General features: G+C 43.6%; 4 protein-coding genes. All 4 read left to right on the top strand.

The features are described from left to right. The first annotated feature begins 213 nt into the window (after positions 1 to 213). Entirely contained in the window at positions 214 to 10755 is a 10542-nt protein-coding gene (locus R7P80_RS09805) for a tandem large repeat (RefSeq protein WP_225491557.1), read from the top strand. Positions 10756 to 11522: 767 nt separating this feature from the next. Further along, positions 11523 to 13274 (top strand): hypothetical protein, encoded by a 1752-nt coding sequence (locus tag R7P80_RS09800; RefSeq protein WP_198556872.1) that lies wholly within the window; start codon positions 11523 to 11525, stop codon positions 13272 to 13274. A gap of 72 nt (positions 13275 to 13346) precedes the next feature. Further along, complete coding sequence (locus tag R7P80_RS09795) at positions 13347 to 14471, top strand: Tricorn protease domain-containing protein (RefSeq protein ID WP_151515697.1); 1125 nt, start codon at positions 13347 to 13349, stop codon at positions 14469 to 14471. After that, entirely contained in the window at positions 14468 to 19210 is a 4743-nt protein-coding gene (locus R7P80_RS09790) for an OmpA family protein (protein WP_225491558.1), read from the top strand. The genes R7P80_RS09795 and R7P80_RS09790 overlap by 4 nt, the downstream gene beginning before the upstream one ends. The last annotated feature ends 54 nt before the right edge of the window (positions 19211 to 19264 follow it).

Below are 19264 nucleotides of genomic sequence, written 5' to 3'. Positions count from 1 at the left end.
GTATAATATTTTAAATAAAAACTAGCATTAAAGCATGAGTAATTCCTCTGTTTTCACTAAGTTAATAATTATAGGATGTAAAAATAATTTTAATAATTCAGTCAAAGTGACGGTTGGCTTGGTGTTTATGCCTATTTTGTTGGTGTTAATGTCACGTTGAGAAAATATTTTTCAATAATATAATCTCGGGAAAATATATTTTGCCAAATTACTATGTTCGCTAAAAATACGCTGAAATTAACATTAGGTCTTACGCTTACATCTCTTTTATTGAGTGCATGTGGTGGTGGTGATGGAGGAGACAACACACCTCCAGCTAGAAGCAAAGGAAGCATTTCCGGTATGGTGTTTGACGCCCCAGTCAATGGCGCCAAGATTGAGGTTTTCGAGTTCAAAGATGGAAACTTAGGTCGGAAGTTGGCTAACACGACGTCTGATGCCTTCGGAAACTATCTGCTAGAGTTTGAATCGTCGTCAATGCCTCTTTTTGTTGTTGCAAAAGAGGGGAGTTATACCGATCCGTTTACAAATGAAACGGTATCTGTGAGTAATGCGAAGACACTTAAATTTGAAGGTGTTGTGAACTTTAAAGAGGGGAGTGAGCAAAAGTTAATGCTTACTCCGCTGTCGAACTTGGCAGCAGGCTTGGCAAAGTACAAAATTTCCCAGGGGGCCACAGATGAGAGTGCCTTTTCAACTGCTTTGGATAGTATCAATAGCATGTATGGTTTTGACGTAAATGAGACCAAACCTATTGATATTACCAAAGGTGGGCAAAGCAGTTTTGCTAGTACTGGGCATCAATACGGCGCTTTATTAACAGCATACTCGTCTTACTCTTACGATCTTATAAAAAAATACGGCAACAGCGATAACGTCTACACTTCGATGCACTTCGCTGACATCCAATATCGGGATGTTATTGCAGATGGTGTTCTTGATGGTCTTGAAGTGAGCAAGACTTCAGGAGCAGTGACTCCCCTCAGCTTTGGACAGAAAAAGATAAACAGCGACGTTTACACACGTGACTTATCTCAGCACGTTTTGATCGTGGTAAACGACCCAAGTATCAATATTTCAGGTACTGATGCTGCCGACTATGTCGACTTTAGTAAGAAGCTTAATGACTTAGGTACATATGGCAGTACAGATGGCGTCATTCCACCGCGAGATGGGACGGAGATTGATACCACAGCGCCTATCGTGACACGCATTGACCGTGATGTACTTGCAGGCACCGATAAAGTTGACCTAAAAATTGTTGATGATATCGGTGTAGAAGACGTATCCGCCTTTATTCAGTATCAGATTAATGGCTCTTGGTCTGGTGAATTTCAATGTAACGACATACAAGATTTTGGAAGCACATTCTGTTCGGTTGAATTTGATGACTTTGAAGTTGGCCTTCGAGAGACCAACGTTAAAGTTAACATTAATACCAAAGAGATCGATAGTGTAGATATGAACCCTGCCACAGGGCTCTCGAACGTAACAGCAGCACGGTTAGTCTTGTATACAGCGGATGTACTGGGTAATGAGTTAATTCCAGGCAGCCATTCGGGTCTTCATATCAACTTTGAATGGGATAACGATGCGCCTGTTATCGATATTACATCGGCGAGTGCAATTAATAACCAACTTAAAGAATACGTTCTGAAAGGCGTTGTAAAAGAAAGCTCGCAAGAGATTAGTTCGGTCAGTATTTCATTTAAAGATGGCTTACATGAGGGCGTCACATGTTCTCCTGTCACTGTAGAGTCTGGAAATGCTTGTGAGTTTAGTAAGGCTTACCCAACTGATGAATTCCTATCTACGACGGTCTTTGAGGTTCGAGCGAGGGATAGCAAAGGCAATACGGGCTCTGCGCAGCATGCAGTAAGTCGTGACGATCAAGCGCCAGCACAGACGATAACCTATCCTGAAGGTACGTCAATGACGTACGTAAATGTGGGTTTAGATGGTGAACGAACCACTTACGATGGTATCTACTCTCAAGATACGTACACCCCAGACAATGTTCAAGCAAGCCGCGATTTCCTGAAGATTGATTATGCGTACGCAAGTTTAGGGATTCAGAGCTCATTAAAAGGGATAGATTTTAGTAACTTCAACGCTAATTTATTGAAAGAGAATAAAATCCCTTATGTTCGTGTGAAAGTATCAGACGTAAATACCGATACGGTTTTAGGCTCCAACGCTAATAAGCTTAAGCTCGTCGTCAAGTACTACGTAAGCCAAAACAACGATAACAACTACTCACTTCAGCAAGTTATTGACACAACCGCATCAGATGACGATTACATCGCAAAAATTCCGCACGAAACGCTGTTAGATAGCAATGGGCGAGTAGAGGATGTCATTTATTACATTCCTTTTGTAAGAGATATTTTGGGTGACAGCTTTAAATCGGTATCAGAAAACAGTAGTCAAAAGTTAGTCATTCAAACCATCGATGAGTCTGATAACGAAAGCACTCCAAGAGAAGTATATTTTAGAAGTAGCTTTGACCTACCAACCATAAAAGTGGTGACACCATTTATTGGTGCGCGAGCTCAACTTGAAGGGTTGAGCCCAAGTGGTGAATTCACTTCACTTGCAAGTTGTACCACTATCCAGCAACTGGAAAGTGACCAGTCCATGGCTCTTGACGTAGCGAGTTGTGAAACCACAACTGACGTAGTGAATTATGATTTCATGCGTGTTCGTTTAATTGGTATCGAAGGCAGTGAGCCATACTATTACCAATGGAAAAGAGATCCAGGGACCAAGAAAGTAACGGTTGACTTAAACAAGGCCAATATTGGTGTGTATTTTAAGCTCAAAGGTTCTCAAACTTACTATATTACTGAACTATCGACATATCAGACTGGTTTATTTGATTTCCAGTGGGATCAAGTGACAGCGGGAGAGAAAACTTCAGAACGTGCGATTCAAATTCTTGATGAGGTGCGCTACGCGTTATCAGGTACGAATAACAACTCATTCTTTGGGTTTGACCCAACGGTTGTGTCTTATGCAACCAATGAAATGCTTACGACTAAAGCGATTCCAGACAAGCCATCAAATGACTATCTACACCGATTCCTTGTTGAAGCAATTGATAGTATTGCCGAGAGAATGCCAAGAAATAACTCATTAGATTTTGCATCTGCTATTTACGATGATTTTAGCTACGATGGAAAAGCAAATGGTATAGGGGCCGGAGGAAGTCAAGTTACGCTCGATTCTTACACGTTTGGCGCTGAAACTTACCGAAAAGATCTGGCGCAATCCTATTATGAAATCATGGCGAGCAAATACGGTATTGAGACCAATATCGCGCAGCTCTATGCTGATGATATTTCGATGGCTAATCCTGACTTAAATGGTAAGAACATTTTTGATACAGAGGGTAGCAGTATCGATACCTTGCCTCCGCAGCCAAAATTAACCATTGAAAGCGGTAGAGAGACGATGGTTGGTAATAGGCTTTATATCGCTGGCGAGGTTGTTTCTAAAATTGTCCTAGACGATCCTTCTGGTATTGTAGGAACCGACGCTCACGGCCCGAAGTTTAGCACGATGTGGTATCAAGCCAATGAGCCAAATATTGAAATACCACTGGACATCAACATCGTAGAAAACTCAGACAGCAGCAATGCTTATCGAAAAGAGTACTTCTTCACCCTTAACTCCCAGTCTAGTGAACTAAAAGATATTATAGAGTTTGCCGTGGAGACCAGTGCTATGGACCCACATGGCAATGCGTATGGTTATAATGGTAAATCTCCGTTTGTAGAATCGGTGTTTATTGATAACGATTTCCCTAAGGCCAGTTACCTTCCACCCAATGATGTCGATGGTAAACCTGTAGAAAACGGTATTTATTTAAATGCGAACAATACTCATGAATTAACCTTCAAGGTTGAGGATATTGTTGGTGATAAGCTTGCCTCGAGAGGCCTTGTTTTCTACCAGCAAACCGGTGAAAAAGTAACATACACACCAGAAAACTTTGCAAGTAACTCGAAAGACGCGTTTAAAGTCAAACTATGTACGGGCGAGATTTGTTCAAATCAAGGCTCTACGATTTATCCTGGTGATGGAGATTGGTTAGTTGTTGCAGCAGCAGAGGACAACTTAGGTAACTCCGTTTCAGAGTTAACTAGCACCGCTCCGAGATTCAATATTCGTATCGACTCTGAAGCCCCTATTGTAAAAAGTGAGCAGGTTCAAAGCCGTTTAGGTGGTAATAACCAATGGGCACCTGTCATTGATTGGGGGACGTTAAGCTCTGGCAATAACGTAAAAATAGATTTGCGCCGCGGATCTGGTCAGGCTCTGACATTAGAAAGCTGTGACCCTCTAACAGAGGCGTGTGACGTACCATACCTAGTTGGTGAACAGCCTGACGTTAAAGTCCAACTGGTTTCAAAAGCATTTGATTACGATGAATGGAATGAGTTTTACGTCACTGCGACGGACAACGCTTACCCTGCCAATGTCAGTACAACAGGGAAATTCACATTCCAAGTCGATAACAAAGGCCCTGAAATCATCCTAAATACACCTTGGGTTGAAGACACATTGTCCAAAGAGAACTATGTCATAGGGCGTGAGTTCAACGTGCGATTTAAATCCGTAATAGACGACTCAGACCTTGAGCAAGTCTCGCTGTATCAAAGTGGTAAAGATTCGCCAATTAAGACAATTGTGCCAACGGATTCATCTAAAGAGTTTGTCATGTCTCTTATCAAGAGTGACACAGATAAAATAGACATTTCTGAAGATGAAAAAACAACGTCATTGTATGTAAAAGCAACCGATATTTATGGTTTTGAGTCTAGTTCTAACACGCACAAGGTTATTCTTGATCGTGATGGGCCAACATTAGGCTTAAGTGGTTTCAATGCGAATGACTACTACTTAGGTAACTATGTCTTTGACCTAACGGCGCTAGACCTAAATGCAAACGGTGATGTTTCAATTAATGGCGTAAATCGAGAAAGCCTAGAGTATTGGACGTTTAGCGATCTGGAACCATTACCTGGCTCTCCCGGTACAAAAATCAATGAGGATCTCAAAGTGAGCCTTGGTGATTTAGGTACGGGTACACACAAGATTCGTTTAAAAGGGTCTGATGTTCGTGGCAACACAACCTTAACCAGTGATGAGCAAGATTTTACCGTAAAAGTATACAACTCCATCCCGCAGGTGACGCTGGCGATGAGTTACACGGATGGAACGCCAATTACAAACAACACCATCTATCAAGATGGGAATATCGTACTTACGCTTGATATTGTTGATGATAGTGGCGTTGATCGAATTGACTCAACGTATAGATTCTCTGGAGAGCAAAACGGGACTAACTTTACGTTCTCAGAAACCGCAGATGGCACTTGGACTGCAACGTTGCTTTCTACACAAATTGCCAAAGATGGTAATTATGAACTTGATATCAAAGTTTATAACAAAGTTCGTTACCTTGATGAAAAAGACCGAAAGGTTGGAAAAGTAAACCAAACCTTTAGCGTACAGCGTGAAGGTGTGGTTCTAACAGTTGAAAGCCCGCTGGACTTCCAAAATTACTTATCTGATGGTGTTCTTGATGTCACCTTTACTACATTGAGTGCGGTCAAAGCCAAAACGTTAGAGTGTTGGGTTCGTGAAGAATACAACTCTCTGGATGCGCCACCAACTAATGAGCAACCAACTTCTGGTGTTATCAACGTATCGCAAGAGCCTTACAGTTGTAGTGTCAATGTTGGGCAAAACATGACCAAAGCACCTGTTACTTTGATCACTAAAACCTTGGGTACAAATGGGCGTGAAACGATCAACAAGTTCAATTTCTCGATGGTGGATATTGATGCACCGACAGTCGTAGATGGTAACTCATACAGTTTTAAAGGAAGTGATGTTTGGTTTGATGAAGCTTTGAAGAAGAAGATGCTCACATTTGAGCTCTCTTTCAATGATGCTTTATCAGGCGTGAATACCGAAAGTTCAGATGAATATCCAAAGTTGGTTCGTAATCTTGGCAACAAAGCTTATACACCAACGACTTGTGCCAAAGGTGTTGGAAATATCAAGTGTACGTATTCTGAATCCTATGCCGATATTATTGATGGCCTGAGTACAACTCAAGAATACAAAATCAAGAACTTATCTGATTTAGCAGGAAACTTGACGCCAGAGCACGATCTACTGCTTGAATTACCTAAAGGTTCGGTAGTCGTTGAAATTACTGATCCGGTTGGAAACACAACCATTAATGGTCAGCAGCTTGTCGCCAAATTCAGAATTAAGCTGTATGAAAACTCTAGACTAGACAATGTGATGGCCAGGTTTGGAACGGAATCCTACAACTATAAAGATAATCCGGAGAAGTTTGCACAATTAGAGGTGTGTGCAGATGATCCAACCTACAAGTGTTCAACATTTACAAGTGAACTTCCTAGCGATGCGGATGGAAAAACGATCAGGACAACGATTACCGCAACGGATGTGTGGTCGAGAGTAGGTGAAGCGACCGTTGATATTAAAGTTGACAACACACCTCCAAGTGTTGGCGATGAGATTATCGTAACCGAATCGCCAACAAATCCTGATAATGTTCGTTTTCGTTTTGACATAACGGACACTGGTAGCAGCCTGGCAACAGTAAACTACTCGGTTTTAAACCCGAGTTATCAAGAAGAAAGAGTAGAGGATGGGAATGGTTCATCTACGTACTTTGAACTACCGAAATCTCAGTTAGAGGGGCGTGGTTCAATCACAGTAGACATCAAAGCGACAGATAGCGTCGGACTGTATTCTGATATCAGAAAAGTCATTGATATTAGTGTTCCTAAAGTCACAGTTGATTTCGATGGAATTACGAGTTTGCAGGGTGGGAAACTGTTTTTAACCAAGGCAAGCCAGCCGTTTACGGTATCTACGGTGGAAGGAGAAAGAGTGAAAGCTTCACAATATTCTGTGGAGCTTATTCCAAGCCTCGGTGATTCCTTGCGTTACTCAGGTGATGTTATCTCATCTAGTGGTAATGGAATGATGAACTTTGCCGTCGATAACCAAGGGTCATATACCCTTAAGGTGACGGTGACGGACTCAGTTGGAAGAGAGAATACAAGCTTTGAATTACTAGGCAAAAGTTATGATGGAAAGGTTATCGAATCTATTGTTGATTATGACGCTCCAAGTATTTCGGGCTTAAGTGCTAATCAAACCTCTAAGGTGCCGACAAACGATAAGTATCAACTAGAAATTAGTGCATACATTACAGATAAAAATTTAAATCTCGTCACGTCAAAAGCGGTGAGTGGTGGTAGCACAGTGGCTCCTCAAGCGATTACTGAGCCGACAACCGAAGCGGGGCCTTATGTCATAAGCTATTTGTTACCGAAAGGCGATCATACGATCACGGTGGCAGCAACAGACAAGGTGGATAACAAGAGTGAAAGTTCTATTGACGCGCATGTGGAAGCGGCAACCGTTCCCGGGCTAAGTATCTCTACCGCCTCAAGCGCCCCTCTTTTTGGAGGCGAAGAGATTACGCTTGCGTTTAACTTTACAGAAGAAGTTACGAACTTTGATATCTCAGATGTGCATCTTGTCGCTAGTGATAGCGGTGTAACAGGAACGTTAAAACAAGATACTTGGTCGACTTCAGACAATATTACGTGGACGGTTAACTATGTCAGCCCAGAAAAACAAGATAAAAATATCACTATTCAGGTAGAAGACAATAGCTATCAAAGTACCAACACAATTCCTGGAAAAGGAAGCAGCTTAAGTATCGCGGTTGAAGGAACCTTACCAAAACTAACCAATGTGACATTTAACCCCGAGCATCAGAGCGTGGGGCAAAGCGTGAGTGTCTCGCTTGAGTTTGATAAAGAGCTCCAAGAGGCGACAGCTACGCTTGGCGGCAATCGCATTAGTTCTCTGTCAGCAACGGCAGATAAAAAGATCTGGGTTGGTGATGTACAAGTTCCGAGCACCGCGCTGTTAAGTGTCGACTTGGTTGTTAGTCAGTTTAAAGATTTGACTGGCAACATAGGTGAGGATAACACCGCTCACGAATTGCCAATCACGCCAACCTTAGCTATTAAGCCAGTGGGCAGTGTGGATGAAACGCATGCCGCCACGCTACAATTCGAAGGCACGTCGACACGTTTTGACGGTCAGTCCCTGCGTCTTGAAGTAAAAGCCCAAGGCAGTGCGACGGTATTGAAAAGCAGCAGTGCGACGGTACAAGCCGGTGGCAATTGGACCAGTGACGCGATTGATATGAGTCACCAAACCAACGGCACTTATACTGTGATTGTGACAGGGACGAACTCAGCCGGTATTGAAGTGAGTGAAAGCCAGAGCTTTACACTCGCGCAGTCTCTGCCAACGCTGACTAACGTGACGTTTACGCCTGAGCACCAAGCCATCGGCCAAAGCGTGACGGTGACGCTGGAATTCGATAAAGATCTGCAATCCGCAGCGGCGGAGTTAGGTGGCACGACGATCACCTCGTTAGTGGCAACCGCGGACCCAAGTGTTTGGACTGGTGATGTAGTGGTACCAGACTCGTCAGAGCTGAATGTGGCGTTACTAGTTCGTGACTACCAAGACTTATCAGGAAACACCGGTAGCCCGAACACGGCTTACTCCATGCCGATCACGCCAACTTTAGCTATTACGCCAGTGGGTAATGTGGATGAAACGCAAGCCGCCACGCTACAATTCGAAGGTACGTCGACACGTTTTGACGGTCAGTCCTTGCGTCTTGAAGTGAAAGCTCAAGGCGGCGCGACGGTATTGAAAAGCAGCAGCGCAACGGTACAAGCCGGTGGCACTTGGACCAGTGACGCAATGGACATGAGTCACCAAACCAATGGCACTTACATCGTGATGGTGACGGGGACGAACTCAGCGGGCATTGAAGTGAGTGAAAGCCAGAGCTTTACACTCGCGCAATCTCTGCCAACCTTGACTAACGTGACGTTTACGCCTGAGCACCAAGCCATCGGCCAAAGCGTGACGGTGACGCTGGAATTCGATAAAGCATTGCAAGGTGCTGTGGCGGAGTTAGGTGGCACGACGATCACCTCGTTAGTGGCAACCGCGGACCCAAGTGTTTGGACTGGTGATGTGGTGGTACCAAGCACGTCAGAGCTGGATGTGGCGTTGCTTGTTCGTGACTACCAAGACTTATCAGGAAATACCGGTAGCCAGAACACGGCTTACTCCATGCCGATCACGCCAACTTTAGCTATTACGCCAGTGGGTAATGTGGATGAAACGCAAGCCGCCACGCTACAATTCGAAGGTACGTCGACACGTTTTGACGGTCAGTCCTTGCGTCTTGAAGTGAAAGCTCAAGGCAGCGTGACGGTACTAAAAAGCGGCAGTGCAACAGTACAAGCCGGTGGCACTTGGATCAGTGACGCAATGGACATGAGTCACCAAACCAATGGCACTTATACCGTGATGGTGACGGGGACGAACTCAGCGGGCATTGAAGTGAGTGAAAGCCAGAGCTTTACACTCGTGCAATCTCTGCCAACGCTGACTAACGTGACGTTTACGCCTGAGCACCAAGCCATCGGCCAAAGCGTGACGGTAACGCTAGAATTCGATAAAGATCTGCAGTCCGCAGCGGCGGAGTTAGGTGGTACAACGATCACTTCATTAATGGCAACCGCGGACCCAAGTGTTTGGACTGGTGATGTGGTGGTACCAAGCACGTCAGAGCTCAATGTGGCGTTGCTTGTTCGTGACTACCAAGACTTATCAGGAAATACCGGTGGCCAGAGCACGGCTTACTCCATGCCGATCACGCCAACCTTAGCTATTGCGCCAGTGGGCAGTGTGGATGAAACGCATGCCGCCACGCTACAATTCGAAGGTACGTCAACACGTTTTGATGGTCAGTCCTTGCGTGTTGACGTGAAAGCCCAAGGCAGCGCGACGGTATTGAAAAGCAGCAGTGCAACGGTACAAGCCGGTGGCACTTGGACCAGTGACGCGATTGATATGAGTCACCAAACCAATGGCACTTATACTGTGATGGTGAAGGGGACGAACTCAGCGGGCATTGAAGTGAGTGAAAGCCAGAGCTTTACACTCGCGCAGTCTCTGCCAACGTTGACTAACGTGACGTTTACGCCTGAGCACCAAGCCATCGGCCAAAGCGTGACGGTAACGCTGGAATTCGATAAAGATCTGCAATCCGCCGCAGCGGAGTTAGGTGGCACGACGATCACTTCATTAGTGGCAACCGCGGACCCAAGTGTTTGGATTGGTGATGTGGTGGTACCAAGCACGTCGGAGCTCAATGTGGGGTTGGTTGTTCGTGACTACCAAGACTTATCAGGGAATACCGGTAGTCAGAACACGGCTTACTCCATGCCAATTACACCGACAATACACCTAGACGTTATCAACGATGTTACTGGAGTGGAAAGCATGACAGTAAGTGGTAGCAGTGAACGGTTTGAAGATGGTGAGTTCATAGATATTAAAGCAGTCGACGCTGATGGTACAGAAGCCACAGGTATGGCTACCGTGCTTTCAGACTCATGGACAACTGATTTAGATCTTTCAGGACTGAAGGAGGGGGTAGTGACGATTTATGTAAATGGTACCAACAAGCTTTCCGCCTCTGCCGAAGAGGCTCAAGCAACATTTAACTATGATCGTTTCGCAAGTACAGCCTCCTTAGGTGCTGTTTACAACCGATATTTTAGTGAGAACAAAACTTTAAAAAATGCGGCATAAATAAAGCGAGCTAAACGCTCGCTTTATTTCTTTGGGACTTTTTGTGATATTTATCAAAATAATTGCCTTTATTGATAAGTTACTCGAATTAATGAATCGTCTTAATACAAGGCTGAATAACTATAATAACTAGGCCAATGTTGCTTTTAGGTGTGTATGAAGTGATTGTGATGGTCGCTCGGCAGGTGCTGTGGTGAATGTGTCGCGTTGAAAATCTTTTTAAATATTATATATTTACGCTCGTTTCTATACTCTGAGTATAGTGTTCTGCATGAGGTCGATGGGTCATACCTCGCCTCTTTAACTCGCGATGAAGCAAATTTAATCCTAGCAAGCTTCAGAGCCGTTACTTTTGTGAGTGCGTAATGCGCTCACCTTTTTATTTAAACTTCCTCAGTAACAGTCAATTTGTTGTTTGTTGCTGAGGAGGGCACCTCATAAACTTCTGAATTTCCTCGTGCTTACCTGAAGCGCACGTTACTACGATTTTTGTTAACTTCAGTCCATAAATTAAATTTTTTTAGATAGTAAGATTTTACCATTTTGACAGAGTGGGTGATGTTACTGGCTTTTATTGTGGTTAAATCGCATGTTTTAATAGTAAAAATCACCATTTTTTTGGTGTTTTTGATTTCGGGCGATTTTTCTATCTCGTTGAAAATAAATGGCTAAGTAAGTAGGATACGCAGACCAAATCGTACTTGTAAGCCTTATCAGCTTAATTGTCACCGCAGCCATATTTACGATGTTGGTTGTGGAGAATTCAAATGCATTTAGTTTGCAAATTTATACCTAGCTCGAAGCTATCCTCCAACGAGCTATCTTATGTTCTTACACCGGACGAGTGTATAGGACAGCTTTCGCGTTTGCGAAATTCAGATGACATCCTTAGAAACCTCCCTAAAGAATTGGCGCAAAAGATTTCCATCTCTGCCAAAAAAACGACCAGCGCATTGCTAGCTGCGATAAGAATCGAATTGGGGAAAGGCAATTGGGTGTCATTATCTACCGTTGCTCGTCGTTCGCCATTGACGGACTCTCAGCTGCAAAGCTTCCCTAGACTTAAATCACTCGTTGACTTTGTATCAGCTTCGAATGAAAGCAAAGCTTTTAAAGCAGGATACAAGCAGGTTACCGACGATGTTGCTTTAGTTCGTAGTTACACGCATGTCCCCTCTGAGCCAAGTCCAGATCAAAAAATCGTTGTCGAGTTTGCAGGGCAGTGGTCTAGCAACGCGGCATGTTTGATGTTGGGAAAAACCGAAGCACAAAAAGAAAAAGTGACTGTAGGCAAGGCTGATACAGAAAACAAACACCGCAGCCTCGCGATATTTAAAGATCTCGAAGCTGAGGGCAAAACGCTCTATATCAAAATCCCTTGCACTGACCAGCCTCAGCCAATTTTGCTTAAACTCGCCGAAGACCTGCAACCCGTTGATAAAGAAACTCAAATGGATGAGTGGGACAACGTGTTGGTGCCTGTGGTTCCGCTGCACTTCCCTGGTAGCGATAAATCAGATGAAGCTGCAGAAGTGTTTAAATCAGGCTACGTGTATGTTGTTTGGAACAATAAAATTTGGCGCGAAGTGGCAATTACGGAAAATGGTTACTTTTCAGATACGGACATTAATAGTGTTCGTGAAGGCTCTAGACCCAAAAGGCACGCCGATATCTATATGACCAATCCTGAAACAGGCGGTGTTTTCGCTTATGAGCCTTTCCAAATCGTGCAGAACGGCAAGGTGGTAAGTGAAGGCTCTTTGAATGGCTCTGGAGAGGCTCGAGTGTTCAACTTAGTTGAGGAAGAAGTTGAGATAGTCATGACTGGCTATGAGCCACAAATCAAAGAAAAGATTGAAACAAATTTGAGCCCTATTAATGCTTCTAGCCCAGTGGAGCGGAGCGCGCAAGGTTACCCTCTCCCGCATATATGGCTTCCTTACAAGATTAAAGGTGAGCCTCAAGAAGTATATTTGGCTTATAACAGTAAACGATTGAGCGAGAGTGAACTATCTGAACTAGAAAGTGATCCCGGAACTAAAGCCATAAAAGTCACTGATCTTGACCATTATAGCAGCGAGAAAAGCTTTAAAATTGGAGACGGTTCTGTTCGTCTGCTCTCAGTATTACCAAGTGCTGCGACCTCAAAACCTGAAAAATACGCAATGTTACGAAGCCAGCTAAATAAAAATGTAGCGATCGTGTATTTACTTAAATCTGTCGAGATAGTTTTCGAATATCCGGGTTATACGACGCTGGACGAGTCAGATGATTACTTTGAGTTAAGGCAAAGCGATGGTGATTGGTCGCAGCGAGTGTGCTTGCGCCAATGTATAAAAAAAGAGAATGGTTCTAGGTTGATTCGTTTTACTGGTTGGCCTGCAGAGGTTAAAGAAGTGGATCTTCTCCGTGGTTATCAGGGCAATAGTCATCACGGAAGAGATAATAAAACGATCATTTTTGCTCAAACACCCATTGCGGATTTACTGGCTTATAAGAAAAAAGATCAGACAAGTTAACAAAACAACTTATTCGGGTTGCGTTGTCACACCATTAAACGCGATCGAGAAAGATAACGAAGAGAATATAAGATGAATCTACGTCATACATTATGCTTGATTACTTTAGCGGTCTTATCTGGCTGTAATCAAGAATCGGCCAAGGAACCTGAACAACACGCGCCAAAACCTCAGACGGTTCAAGACCGAATCGCAGAAAAAAATGCTCAACAGTGGGAAGATGGTCGTGTTTATATCACAGAAAACAATTACGTTATTTATGACAAAGAGACGGGTAAACCTAAACACTTTATTTTTAAAGCTAAAGAATGGCCACGTGAAGATCTCACCAATGAAGGCTCTTATGATTTACCACGTGTAGTGTTTCGTTGGGATAACGCCCGAAATGAAGCGAAAGACCACTATGATCAAAGGGATAAAGTGTGGAGTATCAAAACGGATGGGACGGACTTGCGTCTGGTCGCAGATGAGTTTGTTGGCAAAGTTCGTCTAATGCGTGTCTCTCCAAATAATCGCTACTTGGCTTTGGCCTATTCGGCCTCAGAAGGGATGTTTAAAGTAATTAAAGATCTTAAGACGGGTGAGTATATTGAACTAGGTCGTTCACGTGGCTACCCAGAGTTTCTATGGGCTGAAGACAGCAGCTATCTTTACTACGTAGACAAGTTTAAAGACTGGAAGTACACCTTAGCGACAGGCGACAAACAGCAAGTAGACACAGAGTTTAATGAGTACTCCGTGATTTATGATGGCAAGCGTTATATGGTCGATGAATATGGGGTTGGTGTCTTTGATGAGCGCACGGGAAAGGAGCTTTACTCGATAGTGCCGGATAGTTCACGTTCTGCAGATGAAGCCCGTTTTCGTAAGAAATCAATTAGCCCAACGGGGCGCTATTCTTGGGCCGAAACTAGAACGCACCGTTATCTTATTGATACCCAAAGTAGAACCTTCCAATCAGAAGAAATCGTACCGCGAGCGGTAGGTAAACTGCGCTATTTTGAGATTTTGAGTAAAGATGCGAATTATGCTCGGGATGGAGCGGCACGGGCCATCCTCAGTAAACTAAAAGAAAATAAAGAATTTGGTTCTTATTTAAAATGGGAGCAAATAGGGACGGGCCACAGTGCCAGTAATTCTTCTCTTTACAATGCCTTTGCCAACAATGGTGATTTTGTTAAAGGGGATGAACTGTGAGCACTCATGATACCTGTAACGCGATACCTTTGCGTGCCAATTACTATTTGTTTGGTGCTTATTTTCCTGCAACTCAGGAGGGTAGAAAAAACGTCTATCCAACTTGGCACGAAGAGCCTAGCTTGCTTAAAAATAAAGACGTGACTAATCTTCGCCCGTTAGCGAAAGTGCCGATGCTTAACGTCACCGATAGCGATAGCCCTAAGCTTTGGGCTACCGACCATAAATTTAAGTTATGTTCACTGGGTAATGGAAAGCCAGATCAATATGGGGCTTTTGAGGTCCTGACACCAGAGCACACAATTCATGCTTTAGGTAGGGATCTACCCAAAGAGGGTGAGCAGACCTTCACTTTCCGCTTTCCACCCTTGCCTTTAATAGCTTCACTTTCTGAGTTAAACCCCAAAGAGTTAGCTACAAAAGTTGCAGATTTGAGTAGCCAGTTGGAAAACAGCGAAGCAAAACTCACCTTGACAGAGATCAGCATTGAACAACTGGCTAAGCCTTACGAACCAGCTGCGAACGGGGGGCTCAGCGAAGAACAGGCAGAATATAACAAGTGGTATGAAGATGTAACTGAATTGGGAGAGACACTAAAAGGCTTCGTTTTACCTGTTGTGGCGAGTTGCGCTGTGGTTTTTTCTGATCAAGGTTATGAAAGTGCGACGGTTACTTTGCAAAAATTTGACTCAACCAAAGAAGGTGGGGAATACAAAACGATAGGTTCTTCAGTACAAGCGGCATTACCTGAAGATGAGCATTCAGAAGAAAATGCTAAGCAATATCCATGCGCGATGTTTCACGTTGATCCTGCTGATTTTAAAGAAGGCTTATACAGTATCCGTGTCGAATTTATTCCAAGCCAGATGAAAAATGGTGTTCCACAGTTCATTAAAGACGCTCATATTCAGCAATTTTCTGAAGGCTTAGATACAGTCTATACTTACGAGCTACGTGAACAGATTACCTTTTCTTCAAGCACTCCGTTAGGGAAATTTGCCATTGTCAGTGGCGATATGATCTCCCTTGAGGAATCCTTGATTTATCAGTACCCTCAGTACTTTGGAAATATGAAACATTACCTTCACGGTAATGTACAAGGTGTAACAGCTAATACGCCAGCTTCAAGGAGTATTGCGTTACTCAAGAATATCCGAGATGTGTCTGCTCAGCTAGGAGCAGGGCTGCTGAGCGGTAGCTTGCAAGACACTTTAGATCGTGATGGCCGCCAAGCGGTGTTTAATAACGTCTCGAAACTGTATTGGGATGCAGTTAAGTCCGAGATGCCGCCTGCGATGAAAGCGGCGGGCGAATTGTATTACGGTATTTACAGTACGAAAGAAGCGCTTGATAAGTTGCAGGAACTCCACACTCCAGCTATCGCGGGTGTTGGTTGGAAGGCGCTATTTCACGATAAGGTTTTTAACACCAATGAAGCTCGGTCAAGCGCACTAGCACTTTCTTTAGAATCACGTCTGGGTAACCGACGTGTGGTTGCCGGGCGAGTTGCGGAAGCTTGGCTTTCTGGTGGTAAAACCGTTGGTTTTAATGGCTTCGGAACGGGATTGACAGCACTTAGTTTGTATAAAAAAGCTAAACAGCTGGTTAATCAAAATAAAAAGGTTGATAAAGCAGAGCAAGGAACAGAAGAAGTTACAAAAGACTACCTTGCTCAAATTCCAGTTTGGAAGACTGCTAACCATATCCAGGAAGAAAAACTAGAACAGGCTTTAAAAGATGCGCGTGATCAATCTGGCAATCAGATTGACGCCATTCTCGTAAATAGCTCTAGAGGCGCAGGAATAAAAATAGAATTTGCCTTTAACTCGCGTGAAAAAGAGTTAAAGGATCATGCACCTATATTTAAACAGCTTGCTGCTTCTCTTGCCAACGTTTTAGAGAATGAGCCAAACCTTAGAGTAGAGATAGAAGGGCATGCTTGCCAAGTCGGTACCGAGAAAGCAAATATGCAGGTCTCGGCAGAGCGCGCAGAATATGCGAAAAAACTGCTCATGAAGGAGTTCCCTGTTTTTGAAGGTCGTGTTTCGGTAGCCGCTTTTGGTGAAAGTAAACCTGTCTATGTTCCCAAACAAGGTGAAAAAGTCGACCGCAACAACCCTAATCTAAGACAAAACCGTCGGGTTGTAATCCGTATTTACCTGCAATCCCTGAACATATTCTTTCATCCCAGTCGCTATGGCTCGCATGCAATGGAACGCTCTAGGCTTGCTCTAGAAGCTGAGATGGTTGCGCAAGATAAAGCAGAAGTCGCACTGCGAATGGCGATTTTTGACAGTGTCGTTGACGTCGCTTCCTATATTCCTGCTATAGCTCCTGCGGCAAGAGGGTTTATGCTTGCCATAGAGGGTTCAAAGACAGCAATATCTGCGGTGAAAGTGATTGATAGTTTAATGTTGGACTCCTTCCTAGAAGAGTTAAAGCAAAGCCATGAGGTTGTCAGTGAGCTTGAAAGGCTGGCAAAAATACATATCGAGTTACTTAACGATTTGCGACGCAGTAAGGTAGATGTAGGTATTGAATGTAGGTCTTATCAGGAACTCATTACTCACCTTGAGAGCGAAGAAGTTCGTAAGGAGGTGTTAAAACGCTACCAACTACGAGCGCTTGCTATTAATGGCTTAGTGTTATTACTCGCTGACCTAGGATCTCAAACCAAACGGAATTCTAATATCTCGTTTAGGTTTTTGGTTGAGCGTTACAAGGTGAAGGAATACATTGAGAACTACATTTTGAGCGATGATTGGTCTGTACATACGATCAAAGGAAACACCTTAGCGGCTAACTGGAAGAACCGTTGTGATAACGAGTACTACACCGAATTATCGACAAAGATGCCACAAGGTGCGCAGCATTGGCCTGCTCCAATAACAACTAATAGCAAAGTTTCTCATCTCTCTATAACCGAAAACAGGGATAGCTTTAAAGCGTCAGGTGCATTTAATCAAATCTTCCCGATACAAACCATGTTGTTTGAACACCCAAATGAAACGATGTTTGATAACTTTACCGAGTCATTTAACCCGCAAGGAAGTGAGTTAAAGAAAGATGAAATCGGCTATTGTCGAATACTAGTTCAGTCAGCTCGCTATGCTGAAAGTGATGAACCGGAATGGATGTCATATGATAGTTGGATTCAGCAATCTAGCAGCAGTCGCCTAGGTCCATACGATAAAGTGAAAGTGCAGTTGATACTTAAAAAAGAACACAAGTATGCGAAGCCAGTTACTATTGGCTATGATCGCGTCGACGGGCTCGAAAATATTAAAGGTCCAGCTTTCAGTGACTGGATGCTGCCAATGAAGGTTAGTGACTTCAAAGCAGATCCTGATGGGCGAATAAGTGCTTTTTACAAGCAACAGGGGATTGATGACGGCGCTACGTTGATTGCTATTGAGCATATTCCCTCATTCCGCTTCGGTGATGTGATGATCGACGGTATGAAACCAATGACCTCTAAAGCAAAGCTAATGTTCTCTGATGCAATGTTCAGTATGGCAGTTTCCGGAGCAGCGATATCGGGTCAGCCAAGCGACTATTTTGCAGAAGCGGATTCCTTTAAGCGCTATGTAAAAGGCGGAGGCTTCCAAAATATGCGTTACTGCTTGGGAATTAGAACAAACCAAGGGCAACATAGTTTTTATTTACCACAAGAGTACAGTCTGGGGCAGAAGTTTGATGATGCTGAAGATGAGTTGCAAATTGGCGCTTTAAGTACAGAAACTAGACTGGTTTTGCTTGATACCTACTTGGGAGAGCAGCAACTGCGTCTACGTGAACAGGACCTTATGGTAGAGAGCTTTACCTTAATGGCAGGTGAGGGAGACAAAAATACCATCCCTATACTTCATGGCATTAAACAGCAATTGGTGGCTATAGACACCAAAGCGTCTGGTTTGAACTTTTTCAGTGAAAGAAAGTGGTACCAATCGGCTGATAATATCTGGCGTGATGGTTTCTCATGGGGAAACAAAAAGAAAGACGATCCTGCCAGTATTTATGTACTGATTTTGGGTGAGAGTCATGAAAAAGCACTTTATGAACGTTTGGGTATGCCGTGGGAAGCAGTGAATATGTGTATTCAACTGGCGCTCGACGGAAATGATGGCAAGCCAGTTAAAGGTCCTCTTTACTTCACCGATATGTATCATATTGGTGAGTTTGCCTATAAAAACGAAGAATGGATGTTTACTGAATCTATTTCAGAAAACCATCGAGAACAAGTTGATGCCATGAGTGAGTTTATAGGTGAAGCTGTAGGTAGTCTCACTAAAGAGAATGAACTATCTAAGAGCAAAAACTATACGATGTACTGCATGAGGTTTAACTTGGAATATGTTGCACCAACGGGAGTTAGGTTAAAAGGCCTAAGACCGTTTGGTGGTGTAATTGGTGGTAAAGCGAACTTGGAGCTTTCGGTTGCTCATCTAAAACAAGTCGGATTAAATGGAGTTGATGACTATGATATTGGTCGTGATGCTGTAATTTCTATTCCTTCTTTAAATGCGGATAGTGCTTTGGCTGGTAATTTCTTTAGTGATATGCCTTGGTTAATTGAGAAAGAGTCGACAGAGGAAGGCGTAGACAAGTCTGCGGCTGAAACTTGGAAGCAGTATAACGAATCTCAACGCAAGAAATGGCTGAAAGATTGGATTGAGAAACAACCTGCGGTAACTCAAGCACCCAAGCCCTTGGAAAAGTCACTTGATAACCCTTCCTAGATGCAAAAAAAACCGCCTTCGGGCGGTTTTTCTTTTCTTATGATTCATACTGAA

Source organism: Vibrio sp. 2092 (assembly GCF_033339635.1).
In the GTDB taxonomy this organism is placed as follows: domain Bacteria; phylum Pseudomonadota; class Gammaproteobacteria; order Enterobacterales; family Vibrionaceae; genus Vibrio; species Vibrio alginolyticus.
The sequence above is the reverse complement of the archived record's forward strand: the minus strand, read 5'-3'. Positions and strand labels throughout refer to the sequence as shown.